14 protein-coding genes are annotated in these 18957 nt (G+C 69.1%); 9 read left to right on the top strand and 5 right to left on the bottom strand.

Features of this window, described 5'->3' with window-relative positions:
• Nucleotides 1-2: 2 nt before the first annotated feature.
• The 3 genes from katG to SK854_RS27310 all read left to right on the top strand — a co-directional run bounded on the left by katG (nt 3) and on the right by SK854_RS27310 (nt 9274).
• Nucleotides 3-2234 carry a catalase/peroxidase HPI gene (gene katG, locus SK854_RS27320; RefSeq protein ID WP_319977974.1) on the top strand — a complete coding sequence of 744 codons (2232 nt, stop codon included), beginning with the start codon at nt 3-5 and terminating at the stop codon, nt 2232-2234.
• A 340-nt stretch (nt 2235-2574) separates the two neighbouring features.
• Nucleotides 2575-8652, top strand: a complete 6078-nt coding sequence (locus SK854_RS27315) for a PA14 domain-containing protein (protein WP_319977973.1) — start codon at nt 2575-2577, stop codon at nt 8650-8652.
• An 88-nt stretch (nt 8653-8740) separates the two neighbouring features.
• Entirely contained in the window at nt 8741-9274 is a 534-nt protein-coding gene (locus SK854_RS27310) for a hypothetical protein (protein WP_319977972.1), read from the top strand.
• A gap of 14 nt (nt 9275-9288) precedes the next feature.
• Here SK854_RS27310 and SK854_RS27305 read toward each other — a convergent pair whose 3' ends face one another.
• On the bottom strand, nt 9289-9930 hold the full coding sequence (locus tag SK854_RS27305; RefSeq protein WP_319977971.1) for a DedA family protein: 642 nt from the start codon (nt 9928-9930) through the stop codon (nt 9289-9291).
• A 163-nt stretch (nt 9931-10093) separates the two neighbouring features.
• Here SK854_RS27305 and SK854_RS27300 point away from each other — a divergent pair, with 163 nt between their 5' ends.
• Together SK854_RS27300 and SK854_RS27295 are read left to right on the top strand one after the other, a co-directional pair.
• Nucleotides 10094-11218: a sensor histidine kinase gene (locus SK854_RS27300; protein ID WP_319977970.1), complete on the top strand. Its 1125-nt coding sequence runs from the start codon at nt 10094-10096 to the stop codon at nt 11216-11218.
• Entirely contained in the window at nt 11209-11853 is a 645-nt protein-coding gene (locus SK854_RS27295) for a response regulator transcription factor (protein WP_319977969.1), read from the top strand. Before SK854_RS27300 ends, SK854_RS27295 begins: the two co-directional genes overlap by 10 nt.
• Here the strand turns inward: SK854_RS27295 and SK854_RS27290 are convergent.
• Nucleotides 11838-12389: a hypothetical protein gene (locus SK854_RS27290; protein ID WP_319977968.1), complete on the bottom strand. Its 552-nt coding sequence runs from the start codon at nt 12387-12389 to the stop codon at nt 11838-11840. The genes SK854_RS27295 and SK854_RS27290 overlap by 16 nt on opposite strands.
• A gap of 224 nt (nt 12390-12613) precedes the next feature.
• On the opposite strand from SK854_RS27290, the gene SK854_RS27285 reads away from it, so the two are divergent.
• From SK854_RS27285 to SK854_RS27275, 3 genes are read left to right on the top strand one after another with little or no spacing between them, the layout of a single operon-like run.
• A complete protein-coding gene (locus SK854_RS27285) occupies nt 12614-14116 on the top strand; it encodes a beta-xylosidase (RefSeq protein WP_319977967.1) in 1503 nt (500 codons plus the stop codon).
• A 48-nt stretch (nt 14117-14164) separates the two neighbouring features.
• Nucleotides 14165-15481 carry a hypothetical protein gene (locus SK854_RS27280; protein ID WP_319977966.1) on the top strand — a complete coding sequence of 439 codons (1317 nt, stop codon included), beginning with the start codon at nt 14165-14167 and terminating at the stop codon, nt 15479-15481.
• A 37-nt stretch (nt 15482-15518) separates the two neighbouring features.
• Nucleotides 15519-16037, top strand: coding sequence for a pyridoxamine 5'-phosphate oxidase family protein (locus SK854_RS27275; RefSeq protein ID WP_319977965.1), 519 nt, complete (start codon nt 15519-15521; stop codon nt 16035-16037).
• On the opposite strand, the gene SK854_RS27270 is transcribed toward SK854_RS27275, so the two are convergent.
• Both SK854_RS27270 and SK854_RS27265 read right to left on the bottom strand, forming a co-directional pair.
• On the bottom strand, nt 16015-16812 hold the full coding sequence (locus tag SK854_RS27270; RefSeq protein ID WP_319977964.1) for an NmrA family NAD(P)-binding protein: 798 nt from the start codon (nt 16810-16812) through the stop codon (nt 16015-16017). The two genes, SK854_RS27275 and SK854_RS27270, sit on opposite strands and share 23 nt — an antisense overlap.
• Nucleotides 16809-17189 carry a nuclear transport factor 2 family protein gene (locus SK854_RS27265; protein WP_319977963.1) on the bottom strand — a complete coding sequence of 127 codons (381 nt, stop codon included), beginning with the start codon at nt 17187-17189 and terminating at the stop codon, nt 16809-16811. Before SK854_RS27265 ends, SK854_RS27270 begins: the two co-directional genes overlap by 4 nt.
• Before the next feature lie 95 nt (nt 17190-17284).
• Between SK854_RS27265 and SK854_RS27260 the strand changes: the two genes are divergently transcribed.
• The gene (locus tag SK854_RS27260) at nt 17285-17872 is read left to right on the top strand and encodes a TetR/AcrR family transcriptional regulator (RefSeq protein WP_319977962.1); all 588 of its coding nucleotides are present in this window, start codon (nt 17285-17287) and stop codon (nt 17870-17872) included.
• Here SK854_RS27260 and SK854_RS27255 read toward each other — a convergent pair.
• The gene (locus SK854_RS27255) at nt 17863-18912 is read right to left on the bottom strand and encodes an alkene reductase (protein ID WP_319977961.1); all 1050 of its coding nucleotides are present in this window, start codon (nt 18910-18912) and stop codon (nt 17863-17865) included. The two genes, SK854_RS27260 and SK854_RS27255, sit on opposite strands and share 10 nt — an antisense overlap.
• Between the last annotated feature and the right edge of the window lie 45 nt (nt 18913-18957).

Raw genomic sequence — 18957 nt, 5'->3', positions numbered from 1 at the left:
CCGTGTCCGACAGCACTGACGCCAAGCTGGCAGACCTGAACGAGGAGGAGGCCGGCGGCTGCCCGGTCGCACACGGTCGCATCAGCCATCCCAGCGAGGGCGGCAGCAACCGAGACTGGTGGCCCAACCAGCTCAACCTGCGGATCCTGCGCAAGCACCCGGTCCAGGCGGACCCGTTCGGCGGTGAGCTCGACTACGGCCAGGAGTTCCTGACCGTCGACCTCGACGAGCTGGCGCGCGACGTCGACGCCGTGCTGACCGAGTCGAAGGACTGGTGGCCCGCGGACTTCGGGCACTACGGCCCGTTCATGATCCGCATGGCGTGGCACAGCGCGGGCACCTACCGCACCCACGACGGCCGCGGTGGCGCCGGCGCGGGCATGCAGCGCTTCGCGCCGCTGAACAGCTGGCCGGACAACGGCAACCTGGACAAGGCGCGCCGTCTGCTGTGGCCGGTGAAGAAGAAGTGGGGCAAGAAGGTCTCCTGGGCCGACCTCATGATCTTCACGGGCAACCGCGCGCTGGAGACCATGGGCTTCGAGACCTTCGGCTTCGCCGGCGGCCGCGCGGACGTGTGGGAGCCGGACGAGGACGTCTACTGGGGCCCGGAGACCACGTGGCTCGGCGGCGACGCCCGCTACAGCGGTGACCGCGACCTGGAGTCGCCGCTCGCGGCCGTCCAGATGGGTCTGATCTACGTCAACCCCGAGGGCCCCAACGGCAACCCGGACCCGCTGGCCTCCGCCCGCGACATCCGCGAGACGTTCGGCCGCATGGGCATGAACGACGAGGAGACCGTCGCGCTCATCGCCGGTGGCCACACCTTCGGCAAGGCGCACGGCGCGGGTGACCCCGAGCTCGTCGGCGCGGAGCCCGAGGGTGCCACGATCGACGCGCAGGGCTTCGGCTGGATCAGCACGCACGGCAGCGGCAAGGGTCGTGACGCCATCACCTCCGGCCTGGAGGTGACCTGGACGCAGCAGCCCACCAAGTGGACGAACCTGTTCTTCAAGAACCTCTTCGAGTTCGAGTGGGAGCTCACCAAGTCGCCCGCCGGCGCGCACCAGTGGAAGCCGAAGGACGGAGCGGGCGCCAACACGGTGCCGGACCCCGAGGACGGCACCCTCAACCGCACGCCGCACATGCTGACGACGGACCTCGCGCTGCGCTTCGACCCGATCTACGAGCCGATCTCGCGCAAGTTCGCGGAGAGCCACGAGGCGTTCGCCGCGGCCTTCTCCCGTGCGTGGTTCAAGCTGACCCACCGCGACATGGGCCCGATCCAGCGCTACCTCGGCGCGCAGGTGCCGCAGGAGGAGCTGATCTGGCAGGACCGCCTGCCGGTCGTCGACCACGAGGTCATCTCCGCCGACGACGTGGCATCGCTGAAGGCGAAGATCCTCGAGTCCGGCCTGTCGGTCTCGCAGCTCGTCAAGACCGCGTGGGCCTCGGCCTCGTCGTTCCGCCAGAGCGACAAGCGCGGCGGCGCCAACGGCGCGCGCATCCGCCTCGAGCCGCAGCGCGGCTGGGAGGTCAACGAGCCCGACCAGCTCGCGCAGGTCCTGCGCACGCTGGAAGGCGTGCAGGAGGCGTTCAACGCAGCCCAGTCGGGCGGCAAGAAGGTCTCGCTGGCCGACCTGATCGTCCTCGGCGGTGCCGCGGCGATCGAGCAGGCCGCCAAGGCCGCGGGCCACGACGTCGAGGTGCCGTTCCTCGCGGGCCGCGCCGACGCCACCCAGGAGCAGACCGACGCCGAGTCGTTCGCCGTCCTGGAGCCCACGATCGACGGCTTCCGCAACTACCGCGGCAAGGGCCACCCCCTGCCGTCGGAGTACCTCCTCGTCGACAAGGCGAACCTGCTCGGCCTCTCCGCCCCGGAGCTGACCGTGCTGGTCGGCGGCCTGCGCGTGCTGGGCGCCAACCACGGCGGTTCGACCGCGGGCGTGCTCACGGCCAAGCCGGAGACGCTGACCAACGACTTCTTCGTGAACCTCCTCGACATGGAGACGGAGTGGAAGTCGGTCACCGAGGACCAGGAGAACTTCGAGGGCCGCGACCGCTCCACCGGCGCCGTCCGCTGGACCGGCACCCGCAACGACCTGGTGTTCGGCTCGAACTCCGAGCTGCGCGCCATCGCCGAGGTCTACGCGAGTGACGACGCCTCCGCGAAGTTCGTCCAGGACTTCGTCGTCGCGTGGAACAAGGTCATGAACGCGGACCGCTACGACGTCTGATCCAGCCCCTCCCAGGTGCCCCAGGCCATCTCCCCCGGCCTGGGGCACCTTCGTGTGCACCGGCGCCACACCGATCCCGCAACCGGACGAACACGCGGTGTGACTTCAGCTACACCAACGCAACCTTGGCCGCTTGGCCCCTTGTCTCCTTTTGATCCAGAAGCGATGCTTCTGCCCGTTTGACTGATGCGTGGATGTCGGGGGACACGCGCAACTGGGGCAATTTCATCTGAGGCTGGGGGCTTCACGCATGACGCGTCGTTCCGCGACGCGGCAGTTCCGTGTGCGAAGAACACGGAGCATTGCCGCGACGCTCGTTGCAGCACTTACGTTCTCGCTGGTGTCCGTACCGGCGTTCGCCGCGCCGCCGCCCAAGGTGACGGCGGTCGATCCGGCTTCCCTGCCGGTCCTGAAGGGTGCCGACGTCAAGCAGGCGCCGGCCACCGCACCGGCCGATCCGAAGGCGGACTTCGGGCCGCTGGCCAAGCGGGAAGGGTCGAGCTTCGACCCGGAGAAGTCCAAGATCGCCTCGAAGTCCATGTTCGTCGAGGAGTACACGAACCCGGACGGCACGCGGAGCATCAGGCAGTCCACCGACCCGCTGAACGTCAAGGACGCCAGGGGTGAGTGGCAGAAGATCGACACGACGCTGACGGCCGACGTGCCGACGCGCCGGGTCAGGGCGAAGCAGCACCCGCTCAAGCCGTCGCTCGCGGCGGCGGCGGACGACCCGAACCTCGTGAACGTCGAGTTCGACGGCCACAAGGTCTCGCTGGCTCCGGAGCAGAAGGCCAGGAGCACGGCCAAGGTCTCGGACAAGACGGCGGAGTACACCGACGTCGCCGCGGACACCGACCTGACCTACGAGGTCACGCCGGGTTCGGTCAAGGAGACCATCAAGCTCAAGAAGGTCCCCTCCGCCAACAGGTGGCGGTTCGTCCTCAAGACGGGCAACCTCGTCCCGGCCGTGACGGAGCAGGGCACGGTCGAGCTGCGGGACGCCCAGGGCACGCCGAAGATCGTGATGCCGCCGATCGTCACGTGGGACTCGGCCGGCGACGGTGACACCGTCGCGCCCGCACAGACCGGTGGCACCTACACGGTCGAGAAGGCAGGCAACGACTGGGTGCTCACGGTCGCCGTGGACGACGCGTGGCTCAAGGACCCGAAGCGGGTCTACCCGGTCAGCGTCGACCCGACGTTCACGTTTGGTGTCGCCTACGCCGAGTCCTACAAGTCCGACGGCTACGAGTGCGCCAACTGCGGCGTCCAGCTCGGCAACGTCCAGGACCGCGGCGACAAGTACTGGCGCAGCTCGATCCGCTTCAACTACGAGTCGTTGTACGGCAAGCGGATCGTGGGCGCGAAGCTGGACCTGCAGAACCAGCGCTCCCCGCAGAGCCCCGACAAGACCTGGCCCGCGCACCTGTACCACGCGTCCGCGCTGGACTTCAACGGTCTGGGCGGCTACCTGGCGACCGGGAACTTCGGCCAGGTCGGCACGCTCACCGGGGACAGCCTGGTCAGCTTCCTGCAGCACATCGCGGACATCCGGCACATGGCGACGTTCATGGTCGTGGGTCACGAAGCGCCGGGCGTCTGGACCTACAAGAACGCCACCGCGACGCTGACCGTGGACACCGGTTCCGCACCGCCCGCACCCACGCTGGTCGGTCCGGCCGACCACGCCGTGATCACCGAGACCACGCCGACGCTGCACGTCAACCCGGTCAGCGACCCGGACGGCGAGCCGGTGAAGTACTGCTTCACCGTCGCGACCGGCTCGGACGCGAAGTCCGGTGTGGTGGTCGACTCCGGCTGCCTCGACACTCCGAAGTGGACGGTGCCGCCGGGCATCCTCCAGGACGGTGTGGCGTACACGTGGCAGGCGAAGGCGTTCAGCGGTACCACGTCGACGATCCCGAGCGCGGTCTTCCACCTCAAGGTCGACCAGCGCATCGGTGACCGCGGCCCCGCGCCGGTGGACACGCTCGGCCCGATCTCGGTGAACCTGGCCAACGGCAACGTGACGACGTCGGTCGAGTCGCCGACGTTCACCACGGTCGGCGGCACAGCGGGCCTGACGATGACCTACAACTCGCAGCAGCAGGAGCAGAAGGGCCTGCGGGCGTCGTACTACCCGGATCTGTCGCGCAACGGCGAGATCGGCGCGCAGCAGCAACCCGTGCTGGTGCGCACCGAGCCTCAGGTCAACGTCGACTGGGGCGACACCTCACCGTTCGCCCCGGTGCTCGAGAAGGACTGGTTCGTCGCGCGCTGGGAAGGCTTCTTCCAGGCTCCGGCGACCGGCAGGTACCAGTTCGCCGGTGTGCACGACGACCGGCTCCGGGTGTGGATCAACGGGAACTCGGTCTACGACCAGGGTTGCTGCAGCAACGTCAACTGGGGCATGGCGACGGAGGTCCAGTTGACCGCCGGCCAGCGCGTGCCGATCAAGGTCGAACTGGCCGAGGTCACCGGTGCCGCCTACCTGCGCCTGTTCACCCGCACCTCGGACGGCACCACGGTGCCGGAGCAGATCGTCCCCGCCGACTGGCTGCACTCCTCCGACCTGCCCGCACTGCCCAAGGGCTGGACGCTGAGCGCCGACCTGGACGGCAGCGGCACGAGCTTCACCGAGGCCAAGGTCACCGACCAGAACATCGTCCTGACCGACGGCACCGGCGCGAAGCACACGTGGACCAAGAAGTCGACCGGTGGCTACACACCGCCCCACGGCGAGGAAGGCGTCATCGCGCTCGACACCGCCGGCCGCGTCACGCTGACCTACGGCACCGACGTGTACGTGTTCAACTCCGAGGGCAAGCTGGAGTCGCAGTCCACCGCGACGGACTCCCGCAAGCCGTCGGCGTTGCAGAACCTCTACAACGGTTCTCCGTCACGGTTGAAGGAGATCAGGGACCCGGTCTCCGGCCGTTCGCACAAGCTGCACTACAACCGGCCGGGCGACGACTGCTACGCGGGCGCCACCGTTCCGCCTGACGCGGAACGCCTGCCCCCGTCGCAGATGCTGTGCCGGATCGAGTACTGGGACGGCAGCCAGACGAAGCTGTTCTACCACCGCGGAAGCCTGGTCAGGGTCGAGGACCCCGGCACGGACGTCACGGAGTTCAGCTTCACGTCCAACGGCCTGCTCGACGGTCTGCGCGAGGGCAAGGCAGTCGACTGGGTCGCGCAGGACCCGGCGAACCGCAACAACGACAGGGCGAGCTACATCGTCCACTACGTCGACCACACGGTGCCGAAGCCGCTCGCCCGCCAGGTGTTCCAGCCGAAGGCCTCGGCCGACGTGGAACGCACCAGGCACGGCTTCCGCTACGACCCGGCCAACCGCACGTCCTATGTGGACGCTGACGGGCTGAGTCCGGCCATCGGGTTCGTCACGAAGGTGGTCTACGACGACGCCTTCCGGTTGCTGTCCAGCACGGACGCCACCGGCAAGACCGCGTCGACGACCTGGAGCGTGAAGGACCAGGAGCTGACCACCACGGACGGCGCGGGCCGCGTGTCGACCACGGTGTACGACGCCCAGGATCGGCCGACCGACAAGTACGGCCCGGCGCCCGCGTCGTGCTTCAACGGCCAACTGCCCAAGCCGGAGTGCGCGGCGACCGTGCCGCACACGAAGACGAACTACGACGAGGGCCTCAACGGTCTCGCCGTGTCGTTCTACGACAACAAGGACCTCGTCGGGGCGCCGAAGGTGTACCAGACGGGTCTGGCCGCGGACGGCACGTTCGCCCGGAACTGGGGCGAGAGCGCGCCGGTCACGGGCATCCCCGCGGAGAACTTCTCGCTGCGGGCCACCGGCGACATCGTGTTCCCCGAGGCGGGCAACTACAAGCTCCGCGTCGTGGCGGACGACGGCGTCCGGGTGTTCGTCGACGACCAGAGCGTCATCGACGACTGGATCGACACCGGCGCGAAGTGGCGCGAGGCGACGGTCAACAGCCCGTCGGCGGGCGCCGCCAAGAAGATCCGGATCGACTACTACGACCTGGTCTCGCTGGCACAGCTCGAACTGCACTGGACCACCCCCGGTGGCACCCAGCAGGTCGTGCCCGCCACGAGTCTCAAGCCGAAGTACGGCCTGACCACCTCGACGGTCGGCGACGAGTCGAACGGGGTGCCCGACTCCGTCTCGACGACGAAGTACACCGAGAACGGCCTGGACGCCGCCTACGGACTCGCGACCAGCATCGTGACGGCGGGCTTCACCAGCCGCACCGGCTACGAGGCGGTGGGCTCGGGTTACCTGCGCAAGACCGGCAAGACCATGCCCAACGGCGCGCAGTCCGTCTACTCGTTCTACGGCGACACCGAGACGCGGGACAACCCCTGCACCCCGGCGGTCGAGGCGATCAACCAGGGCGGCATGGCCAAGCAGACCCAGCTGGCGTCCGGTCGCTCGGACGAGCAGGTGTTCGACGCGTCCGGCCGGGTCGTCGCGGACGGTGTGGCCGGCAAGTGGAAGTGCACCACCTACGACGAGCGCGACCGCGTCGTGTCGGTCAGGTATCCGGCGAACCCCTCGTCGGGCGAACGGACCGTCACCACGAACCACGCCGTCGGCGGTGATCCGCTGGTCTCCTCGGTGACCGACCACACCGGCACGGTCACCACGAAGATCGACCTGCTCGGCCGGGTCGTCGAGCACACCGACGTCAACGGTGTGCGCACGGAGTCGAAGTACGACCAGCTCGGGCGTTCGGTCTCCGAGAAGGTCGTCCCGCCGATCGACGCGGCGCAGACCAGCACCTTCACTTACGACGACGCGGGGCGTCTGAAGACCACGTCGCTCAACGGTTCGGTGCTGGCGACGTCCACCCACAACGCCGCGGGCCAGCTGGCGTCGGTGTCGTACTCCAACGGCACGTCGCTGGCGGCGATCGGCAGGGACGCGGCGGGCAGGGACGTCTCGCTCACGTGGCGGACGGCCTCCGGTGCCGAGGTGACATCGGCGGTGACCCGCAGCCGTGCGGGCACGATCGTCGACGAGAGCCTCGGTGGCGTGGACGCCCGCCCCGGCCAGCCGAACTACGTCTACGACGCGGCCGGCCGGTTGACCGAGGCGTGGGTGCCGGGTCACCACTACACCTACGACTTCACGTCGGGCGCGCCCGCGGGTTGTACGTCCGGTGCCGTGGGCAACGCGGGCCTGAACACGAACAGGGTCAAGCTGATCGACGAGACGGCAGCGGGCACCGCGGAGACCGGCTACTGCTACGACGCGGCGGACCGGCTGCTCGGCACCGTGGGCGCCTCGGCGGTCACGAACGTCAAGTACGACAGCGAAGGCAACACCCTGGAGTACACGACGGGCGGGTCGACCACCCACCTGTCGTGGGACGGCGCGGGCCGCAGCATCGGCGCGCGTTCGGTCGGAGCGGATCCGGCGGATGTCTCGTACCTGCGCGACGCCACCGACCGGATCGTCCGGCGCGGTGCGTCGCAGGGCGACCAGCACTCGGTGCTGCTCTACGGCTACACCGCCTCCGGTGACACCGCCGACCTCGTCCTCGACGGGACGAAGAAGCTGCTGTCGCGTTCCATCTCACTGCCCGGCGGTGTGCTGCTGACCATCGCGGGTGACGTGCGCACGCACGACCACCCGACGGTGCGCGGCGACCTGACGCTCACCACGGACGCGGCGGGCAACCAGGTCGGCGATCTGCGGCGCTACACGCCGTTCGGCGAGCCGGTGAAGGCCGACGGCACGGTCGACACGGACAACGTGCCGGACAACCAGCCCGGTCAGATGGACAACGGCTGGCTCGGACAGCACCAACGCCCGTACGAGCACGCCGGTGCGCTGTCCCTGGTGCAGATGGGCTCCCGTCCGTACAGCCCGCTGCTCGGCCGGTTCCTGTCCGTCGACCCGGTGGACGGCGGGTCTGCCAACGACTACGACTACGTCAACGGCGACCCGATCAACGACACCGACCTCGACGGCCAGTGGCCGGACTGGGGCAAGGCGTGGAACGCGACGAAGAACTTCGCGAAGAAAGCGCTCGACAACAAGTACGTGCGCGGCATCGCGACGGGACTCGTGGTCGGCGCGGTCTGTGTCGGCACCGCCGGCATCGGCTGTGCCGTCGGCGTCGGCTTCGCGGTCGGCGCGAGCCTCGGCGCAGCGAACTGGTACGTCAACCGCCGCAGCGAGAACGTGTGGGGTCACGTCGTGCGAGGAGGAATCTCAGGTGCCATCACCGGCCTTCGCGGGTTCGCGATCTCCAAGTACGCGGCCAAGAAGTGGCCTGTGGCGCGCTCTCACAAGGGCGGCTTGTTCAGCAAGTACAAGAACGCGCGAGCGCAGTTCAAGCCCGGTCTCATGTGGGCGTTGAAGCAACGCGGGAAATACAACACCCAGCAGCGTTTCAGGGCGCGTTACCGCTGATGGTCGCCAGGTCTTGCTGGTGAGAACGGTTGAGTAGGGTGGGGCCGGCGGACGTGTCCGCCGGCCCCGTTCCGCGATTGGGAGAACGTTGCACGAGATTCGGCGCAGTGCCCTCATCAACTACTTCGCGGCGGTCGTGCTGACCGCGGGCGCGGCCGTCGTGCCCGCGGCGGAACTGGTGCGGTTGCCCGCCTGGGTTCCCCCGTGGGCGCTGATCCTCGTGATCGCGCTGCCGCTGCTCGAAATGATCTGGCGGTCCGGCCTCCGGCCTCGGCTGCGGTGGAACGATGGCGGGCTCGCCGTGGTCCGGTCGTTCACGATGTCGGTGTATCGCTGGGATTCCATCGCCAAGTTCGACGAGGAGTTCAACCGCATCCACATCATCTTCGCCGACGGCGGCGAGGAGGAGTGGGAGTTCGACAACGCCTGGCTGTGGTCGAAGATCTCCAAGAGCTATGCCGCGCGCAAGGGACGCAACCGGGCCGCCCTGATGGAAGCGCTGCGGACCGGGCGGGAACGCGGCGAGCTGGTCCGGCCTCCTGCTTCCCCGCCACGACGGCCGGTCGTGCTGTACCTGCTCGCGGTGCCGGCCGCGGTGCTCGGCCAGCTGCTCGTCCTGTGACGTGCGGGGCGGCGTCAGCGCTTCACGCGCGGTAAGACGGCCGTCGCCTCCGGGTCGCCCGAGGAGCGCTGGCGCAGGCGGGTGACGACGAAGAGCGTGATGGCGACGGCTACCGCGGCGATCACGAGCTTTTGGAAGACTCCCGCATAGGACTCGACTCGGTGCCAGTTCTCTCCCAGCACGTAGCCGGCGCCTACGAAGATGGTGTTCCAGATCAGGCTGCCCAGTGTGGTGAGCGCGAGGAACTTCGGGAAGTTCATGCGTTCCACGCCCGCGGGCAGCGAGATGAAGCTGCGGAACAGCGGCACCATTCGTCCTAAGAACACGGCCTTGGTGCCGTGACGGGTGAACCAGGCTTCGGTCTTGTCGAAGTCCGATACGCGGACCAGCGGGATTCGGGCCACCAGCGCGCGAGTTCTGGTGCGGCCCAGGAGCATGCCCGCCAGGTAGACGATGACGGCTCCCGCCACGGAGCCGAGAGTGGTCCAGAACAGGGCCGCGGGCAGGCTGAACACGCCTTTGCTCGCGGAGAAGCCGGCCAGGGGCAGCACCAGTTCGCTCGGGATGGGCGGGAACAGGTTGTCCAGGCCCACGACGACGGCCGCGCCCACTCCTCCCAGTGACTCCATCAGCGAGACGGCCCATTCAGCCAGCATTGGATTTCCCTTCACACAAAGGCGATTCGGTCGGGATCCACGTTAGGAATGGGTGACGGGCGGGACCATGAGGTTGTCCGTCGGGAATCGTGGGGGAAACCGCAGGGCGATACTGCGGTAAACCGCAATGCCCGGGATCAGGCAGGCCAGTACGGTGGCGAATGTGCATCAGGAGGGGCAGCTCAGTGCGGGTTCGCTGGTGCGCGGCTGGTTCCGGATGCTCGCCGGGCTCACGATCGGTTCGGTGACGGGGCTGCTGGGGCTCGCCGCCGCGGCCGTCGACGTGGGAGTGGTCGGGCAGACCGAATACGAGTTGGGCCGGATCGCGCGGTTCGACCGGGCCGTGCACACGAACCCGCTGACGCGAAAGGGATGCCGTCGTTACCTCGCGGTGCGGTGGCTGGTCGGCACGCTCGGCGCGGGCGTGATCTCGATGCTGGCGTTCTGGTACGCCGTCGCCATCTCGATGGTGACGGCGTGGCTCTTCGACGGCGACTGGGGCCTGATCAAGGACGGGGATCGCGTCACCCTCGAACTGATCGCGCTGGTGGCGATTCCGGGTGCGCTGGTCATCTTCGTGACCACGGCCGGGGTGGTCGGGGTGGCGGTGCTGGACCGCTGGCTCGCCACCGCGATGCTCGGGACGAGTCAGCAGACCCTGCTGCGGCAACGGGTCGCGGAGCTGACGAGCACGCGGGCCGAGGTGATCGAGGCGATCGACGACGAGCGCCGGCGCATCGAACGCGACCTGCACGACGGCGTTCAGCAGCGGCTCGTCGCGCTCGGCATGCTGATCGGCAGGGCTCGACGGGCCAAGGGTGAGGAGCAGTTGCAGGAGTTGCTGCAGCAGGCGCATCTCACGGCGAGCGAGGCCATCGACGAACTGCGCGAGGTCGCCACCCGCGTCTACCCCGCCGTGCTCGACGACTCGGGGCTGGAAACGGCGCTCGAGGTGCTGGCGGAGCGGTCGAGCGTGCGCGTCGAGATCAGCAACGAGCTCAAGTCGTCGCCGGGCACGGCACTGGAGACGGTGATCTACTTCGTGGCGTCCGAAGCGGTCAACAACGCGGCCAAGCACGCCGATCCGACGGTCGTGGAGATCTCCGTCTGGCCGGCGCCGGGCGACATCACGGTGATGGTGTGGGACGACGGCTTCGGAGGCGCGGATCCCACCGGCACCGGGCTGTCCGGGCTGGCCAGGAGGGTCAAGGCGGTGGACGGGACGTTCGAGGTCACCAGTCCTGAAGGCGGTCCCACCACGATCTACGCGAGGTTGCCGTGCGAGTGATCCTGGCCGAGGACTCGACGCTGCTGCGCGAGGGCCTGATCCGGTTGCTCGCCGAGGAGGGGCACGACGTCGTGGCCGCCGTCGGCACCGCGCCGGAACTGATCAGGGCCACCGAGGAGCACCGGCCGGACATCGTGGTCACCGACGTCCGGATGCCGCCGGACCACAAGGACGACGGCATGCGCGCCGCGCTGGAGATCCGCGAGCGGTGGCCGGAGGTCAGCGTCCTCGTGCTGTCCCAGTACGTCGAGAACCGCTACGCCACCGAGCTGATCACCAGCACCGGCGGCAAGGTCGGCTACCTGCTCAAGGACCGCGTGGCGCAGGTGGACGAGTTCCTGGAGGCGCTGGACAGGGTCGCGGCGGGCGGCGCGGCGTTCGACCCGGAGGTCGTGCGCAGGCTGCTGACCAGGACCACCCACGTCGACCCGCTCGAAACGCTGACGGCGAGGGAGAAGGACGTCCTCGAACTGATGGCCCAAGGCCTCACGAACGCCCGCATCTCCACGCAGCTGCACATCTCGCAGAGCGCCGCGGAGAAGCACATCAACGCCATCTTCGACAAGCTCGGCCTCTCCGGCTCGTCCGGCGTGAGCCGCCGCGTGATGGCCGTCGTCCGTTACCTGGGCAGCTGATGACGATCGAGGACCTGCCCAGGACGCCGGGCGCGGAACTGGCGCGCGGCACGTTCAACGATGCCGTTGTGGTGCACGGGAAGTAGGTCGCCCGGTTCCCCCGCGGAGACCGCGAGCGACGAGGCCGTCCGCGGGGTGCTGGACGCGCTCGCCGCAGTGGAACCGGACGCCGAACTCGGTGCGCTGATTGATGAACCGCTGCTCGACGCCGACGAACGCGCCAAGCCTCGCAGGTCCTGCAACGGTTCGTGGACCTGCCGGAGGTGACGGGATTCGTGCACGGCGACCTGGCACCGGCGAACCTGCGCCGCCGCCGCTGCGCGGTCCGCGAACACCCACCGGCCGGCTGAGGTGAAGGCAGGCTCTCCGCCGACGACACGGGTGTGCTCACCGTCACAGACGCGAAGCGCACGGTCACCAACGCCGAGGCGTTCGCCGGGTTCTACGGGGCCGGCGACGGGCTCGACGACTCCCGCTGCCCGCGGGTTCGTCCTGCTCAGCACTGCCGCAGCAGCCCGGCCCGGCTCGACTGCCATCGGTCGCGCAGACCTCTGGGGACCTGGTGCCACCACACACGTTCGGCGACAAAGCCGGCTAACACCGGTGCGTCTCCCTTGGCGCCTCAAACCGCCGAAATTGTGCTCTTGGGCAGCGGAATCGCGCTCGTCACGGCCACGAGAAGGGCTAATCGAGAGAGCATGAATCGGTTTGCGCCAACGCACTTCACCCGTACGGAGGACCTGATCACTATGATGGGTGAGTGCCCCTGAGTCGTCGACCTCTCGCGTTACTCGCTGCGCTCGCGCTGGTCAGTGCGGTTACAGCGTGCACCAACGCGGCGGTCGGCGACCCGGTCGGAGCACCGTCGGACCAGAAGAAGCCCACGTCGTCGAAGGACCCGGCACCGGCACCGCCGCCCAGGGACAAGCTCAAGCTCGCGCTCGACAACGGCCGCCAGAGCGGCGGCACGGTGATCGCCGGAGCCGGTGACGCGCCGTACAACTACGCGCCCGCCGTGATGCTCGACAACGGCAAGGTGCGCGCGTGGTGGTGCAGCCAGCTGAGCGCGGCCCCACCCGGCGGCGACGACATCCTCTACAGCGAGGGTCCGGGCGTCGGTGGGCCGTTCTCGACGGCGGTCCCGGTGTTCTCGGGCAGTGGCGGCAGCTTCGACGCCATGCACACGTGCGACCCGTCGTTGATCAAGATCGGCGACGTCTATTACATGTATTACACGGGCGCGTCGCGGGACAACCACGCGAACGGCAGCTCTGCGGGCGTCGCGTCCAGCAAGGACGGCATCACCTGGACGCGGGAGAACGGCGGTCAGTCGATCCTCGGCCCGGCCGGCGACATCATCCGCGAGAACACCTACGGCGCGGGCCAGCAGTCGGCGATCTACCTCGACGGCTGGGTGTACCTGATGTTCACCGACACCACCGGCCTCGCCTCGCACCAGAACGGCGCCGGGCAGTACGTGCTGCGCTCGAAGGACCCGACGTTCGCCAAGGGCGTCGAGGCGCTCGGCAAGCAGGGCTTCAAGCCGGTGACGTCGAACAACGGGCCGCGCACCCGGTCGGTGGTCGAGGCGTTCAGCTCGGACTGGATGTGGATCGACGCGGTGTCGTCGTTCGCCATCGCCCACGAGACCGACAACGGCACCACCATCACGTTCTGGAACAGGGACTTCACCCGCCACCCGTTCGAACCGGTGCTGATCCCCGGCCCGTGGAGGGAAGGCCCCGGCCTCCTGCGCACGCCGGAGGGCCACGCGCCGATCAACGCCAAGGACCCGTGCGGCCGAGTCGCGATCGACGTGCTGCGCGGCACCGTCGAAGGCCCGGCGGGACCGACGAACATCTCCCACTTCGGCATCGACGTGAGGGGCATCAGGGGATGCGCCACCGCGGCCGAGGCGAGGGTTCTCAACGGCTTCGCGGTGCCGTCCCCGGAGCGCACGCTCGACGTCGTAGCGGGCGGCAACCTGATGCGGTTCGAACGCCGCTCGGTGGCCGAGAAGTTCTCCCGCGGCGTGCTCGGCACCCGTCCGCAGGGCGTCGACTCGTTCAAGCTCACGGCCAAGGTCCCGGCCGGCGCGCCCGCGGTGAGCAACCCGGACGGCGCGGTCGGGCTGCTGCTCGACGGCAAGCTGTGGGTGGTCAACTCGACCGAGCTCGCGGCGCTGAACTCGTCCCAGATCAGCACGGTCTCCGCGGAGCAGTGGGCCGCCTACGAGCGCCTGCCGGACCTCGTCCGGCCCTGACCGGCTACGTTCTCCCCTGGCTCGAAATCGGACACGGGGGACCGACTGATGGCTTTCACGGTGCAACGGCCCAAGGCGCTCGCGGACAGCGTGCTGCCGGTGCCGGACGAACCGCGGCACGAACTGGCGTGGCTGGGGCTCCTGGGCGGGTTTCTCGCCGCGATGGCGTTCCTGCTGCTCATCCCGGCCGGCTGGTCCCGGCTCGACCACCTGTGGGCCGAGGACGGCGCCCGGTTCATGGTCGACGCCGTGCGCTCGCCCGTGCTGACGAACCTGACCGACCCGTACGGCGGCTACCTGCACATGCTGCCGCGCCTGGTCGCCCAGCTGGTCGCGCTGCTGCCGCTGGAGTGGACGGCAGCGGGGTTCGCGGTCTGCGCCGCGGTGTTGCGGGCGCTCATCGCGTTGATCACGTTCGCGGCCTCGAAGGCGTACCTGAAATCGACACCGATGCGGTTCGCGCTGGCCGCGCTCGTCATCGTGTTGCCGGCGGGCAACTCCGAGACGTTGAACAACATGGCGAACCTGCACTGGTTCCTGCTCTACGGCGTCTTCTGGGCGCTGTTGTGGCGCAACGCCCCACGCGTGCCGATCGCGCTGTTCGTGGTTCTCGCCGCCCTGTCGAGCCCGCTGGTGTTCATCCTGGCGCCGATCGCGCTCCTGCGGCTCTTCCAGCCGCGCAGGGAGGTGCCGATCGCGTTCCTCGCCGGACTGGTCGTGCAGGGGCTGACGATGCTGTTCGCGTCGCGCACGCCGTACTCGCACGACCAGGTCGACCCGGTGCAGGTGCTGCTGGCGAGCCTGCTGCGGGTGCCCGTGGTCGCGTTCACGGGATCCGAGCGGGTCAGCGAGCTCTACCCGGCGATGGGCAACCTGCTGATCCTCGGCTCGCTGCTGGCCGCCGCCGTGCCGATCGCGGCGGGCCTGCGGTTCGGTGACCGCACCGGGCGGACGCTCGCGCTGGTCGCCAGCGCCTACAGCGTGATCCTCATCGTGGCGTGCCTGGTGCTGAACTGGACGCAGGTCCTGCAGGTGCAGGCGGAGGACGTGGTGATGGCCGCGCAGCGCTACAGCATCGCGCCGTGCCTGTTCCTGTTCACCGCGATCTTCGTGGGCCTCGACGCGACGCCGGCGAAGACCTGGGAACGCGCGGTGGTCGCCGGAAGCCGTTACCTGATCGGATTCCTCGTGGTGGTCAGCGTGTTCGCCTACCTGCGGGAACCGAAGACGGTGCTCACGGGCGTCGCGTGGGACGAAAGCCTCGCGAACGCCCGTGCGGAATGCGCCGCGGGGGCGACGGAGGCACGGCTGGAGCACGCGCCTGACGACTGGTTCTTCATCGTTCCGTGCGAATCGGTGCGCTGACTCGTCGAAAACGCGGATCCCCGTTCGACGCGGTTGCATGACGAACTCGACGAGTGAGACCCGCAACCTCGACCAGTACGGCAACGCGGCTCTGCCGTGGAGCCAGGCACAGGAACTGCTCGCCACCGAGTCCGCGGCGAAGGACGTGCCGTTCTTCCTGAACACCGTGCGACCGGACGGCAGGCCGCACTCGGTCGGCATAGGCGCGATCTGGTTCGAGGAGGCGCTGTACTTCGTGAGCGGGCTCGACACGCGCAAGTCGCGCAACCTCGCGGAGAACCCGGCCTGCACGATCTCGGTGCGGCTGACCGGAATGGACCTCGTGCTGGAGGGCGACGCGCACCTGGTCGGCGATGAGTCCACTTTGGACCGGGTCGCCGCGAGGTACCGCGAGTCGGGCTGGCCCGCGCAACGCGAGGGCGCGGCTTTCACCGCGCCCTTCATGGCGCCGAGCGGAGGCGCGGGGCCCTGGTACGTCTACCGGATCACGTTGCGCGGCGCGCACGCCGTGGCCACCGCGGGTCCGGGTGGCGCTACTCGCTGGACGTTCGCCTGACGAAGTCGCGGAACGACCGGGCGGGCCTGCCCGTCACGTCCTCGACGGTCGTGGTGACCCGGTCCTCCGCGCCACCGCGGATGTCCTCGTCGAGCGCGGCGAGGACGGCGGCGAACTCCTTCGGCAGCACCGAGGCGATCCGTTCGGCCATCTCCCCTGTGCTCACCGAACGATGCCGCACGGGCTTCCCGGTGACCTCGGTGATGATCGCGGCGGCATCGGCGTAGCTGAGCGCCTCGGGACCGGTGATCAGGTGCTCGGTGTTGTGCGGCAACGGATCCGTCAACGCCCGCGCGGCCACCGCGGCGATGTCGGCGGCGTCGATGAACCCGACCCTGCCGTCCCCGGTGGCGGTGACGATCTCACCGGACCGGACGCCCTGGGCGACGAGGTGGTCGCCGGTGAAGTTCTGCATGAACCACGACGGCCGCAGCACCGCCCACTCCGGCATGGCGCGCACGAGCGCCGGGAGAGCGCCCATCCCCGTGGCGCTCTCCGGCACCGCGGACGAGCTCAGCAGTACCACTCGCCGCACGAGCCGCGCTCGAGTGAGCAGCGACTCGACCACCGGTGCGGGATCGACGACGCCGACCGGGGGGATCAGGTAAAGACGATCTATCCCCTCCAGCGCACGTTCAAACGTCGCCGGCACGTCCCAGTCGAACCGGACCTGGCCGGGCCGCACCGGTTTCCTGGTGCCGACCTGGGCGCCGGGCAGCAACGAGGCGAGGCGACTGCCGGTCGTCCCGGTGCCCCCGATGATCAACGCGGTCATGCCAGTTCCTGCGCGAGCAGCGGGTTCCAGTAGTCGCGGTAGCTCACGATCTCGCCGTCGCGGGTCGTGATGACCGCGATGTAGGAGGTCCGGTACGGCTTGCCGGTCGCGACCACGACACCCTCGGCGTCGAACTCGGCGATCAGCACGTCCGGGTCGGTGCTCTCGTGCACGACCTGCTTCGGGAAGCTCTGGATGTCGAGCATCTTCGGATAGTCGCGCACGTAGTCCTCGACGGCCGCGCGGCCCTCCAGCCTGGCCGGCCAGCCGGGCGGGGCGAACGGGAACTCCGCCACGCCGTCCTCGGCCCACAGGCCGGCGAACCCGATCATGTCCTTGTCCAGCAGCAGTTGCAGTGCCCTCGGGATGAGGTCCACGAAAGCTCCTCAGAAAGAAATGGACGAGACGGTCCCGTCCCGTCCACAACGTTAGGCGGGACGGGACCGTCTCGTCCAGTCCTATGATGTGCGTCATGACCAAGCGCACCCCGACCGGCGCCGCCGTCCTGCAGCCCCAGGTGACGCAGGCGATCACCGACGCCGTGTTCGACGAGCTCGCCCTGCACGGCTACGGCCGGCTGTCGATGGAGGCCGTGGCCAAGCGCGCGGAGGTCGGCAAGAGCGCGCTGTACCGGCGGTGGCCGTCCAAACAGGACATGGTGGTCGCGGCTCTGTCGGAGTTCTCCGTGCCGCTGGCCGAGGTTCCGGACACCGGATCGTTGCGCGGTGATCTGCTGGCCACGGTCACGGCCGTGCACGACTGGCTGACGCACCCCCGGTTCGCCACGATCCTGCCCGACCTCACCGCCGAGGCCGTGCGCACTCCGGCGTTGTCCGACGCGATCGCGGCGACGATCGGCGAACCCCGGCGCGCGCTCGGCGCCGTGACGCTGCGGCGGGCGATCGACCGGGGCGAACTACCGGCGGATCTGGACTTCGAGATCGCCCTGGACCTGGTCGCGGCCCCGGTCTACTGGCGGCTGTCGGTCCGGCGGGCCGAGATCGAGCCCGACTACCTCGAACGGCTCGTCGACCACCTGTTGCGCGCGCTTCAGTGCTGATGGCTGGGGTAGTCGACGTAGCCGGCGGGCGTCTGGAACCAGGTCTCCTGGTCGGAGCTCGCGAGCGGCAGACCCTGGCGGAACCGTTCGACGAGGTCGGGGTTGCCGATGTAGGCGCGGCCGTAGCTGATCAGGTCGGCGCCGTTGGCGAGCCAGCGCTCCCCCTGCTCCTGCGTGCTCTCGTTCGGGCCGATCTGGCCGCCGGGGTTGAGGATGAACGCGCTCGGCCACGCCTTGCGCAACTCCATCAGCCGCTCGTCGTCCACGGTCGCCAGCACGTGGATGTAAGCCATGTCCGGCAACGCTTTCAGCAGCTCGCCGTAGAGCACGGGCACGTTCTCCTCGACGATGCCCTGGATCTCGCCGCCCGGTGAGAGCCGGATGCCGACGCGGTCCGGGCCGATGGCGTCCACGGCCGCTTCGACGGCTTCCACGGCGAACCGGATGCGGCCGCTGATCGAGCCGCCGTAGCCGTCGGTGCGCTCGTTCGCGCTGGAGGACAGGAACTGCTGGATCAGGTAGCCGTTCGCGCCGTGCAGCTCGACCCCGTCGAACCCGGCGTCGACGGCCTTGCGGGCCGCGTCCCCGAACGCCTGCACCTGGTCGGCGACCTCGGCCGCGGACAACGCGCGCGGCACCGGTGCGGGCTTCATTCCGGTCGGGGTGAACACGTCGGTGCCGGCCGCGATCGCCGACGGCCCCACGGGCTGGTGCCCGGCGACCTCGGCGTGACCGATGCGGCCGCCGTGCATGAGTTGGGCGAAGATGCGGCCGCCGTTCGCGTGCACGGCGTCGGTGACCACGCGCCAGGCCGCGACCTGCTCGTCGGTGTGGACACCGGGCATGAACGGACCGGCCTGGCCGACCGCGTTCGGGTGCACCCCTTCGGTGACGATGAGCCCGGCGGTGGCACGTTGGGCGTAGTAGGTGGCCGTGGCCTCGGTCGGTTTGCCGTCAACGGCCCGTGCGCGGGTCATCGGCGCCATGACGAGGCGGTTCGGCAGGGTCAGGTTTCCGAGTTCGTAGCTCGTGAGCAGCATGAGAGCTAAGGTAGAAACCTGACGTTGACGTCAGAGGTAGCTTTT

Source organism: Lentzea sokolovensis, assembly GCF_033949975.1.
Lineage (GTDB): Bacteria > Actinomycetota > Actinomycetes > Mycobacteriales > Pseudonocardiaceae > Lentzea > Lentzea sokolovensis.
The sequence above is the reverse complement of the archived record's forward strand: the minus strand, read 5'-3'. Positions and strand labels throughout refer to the sequence as shown.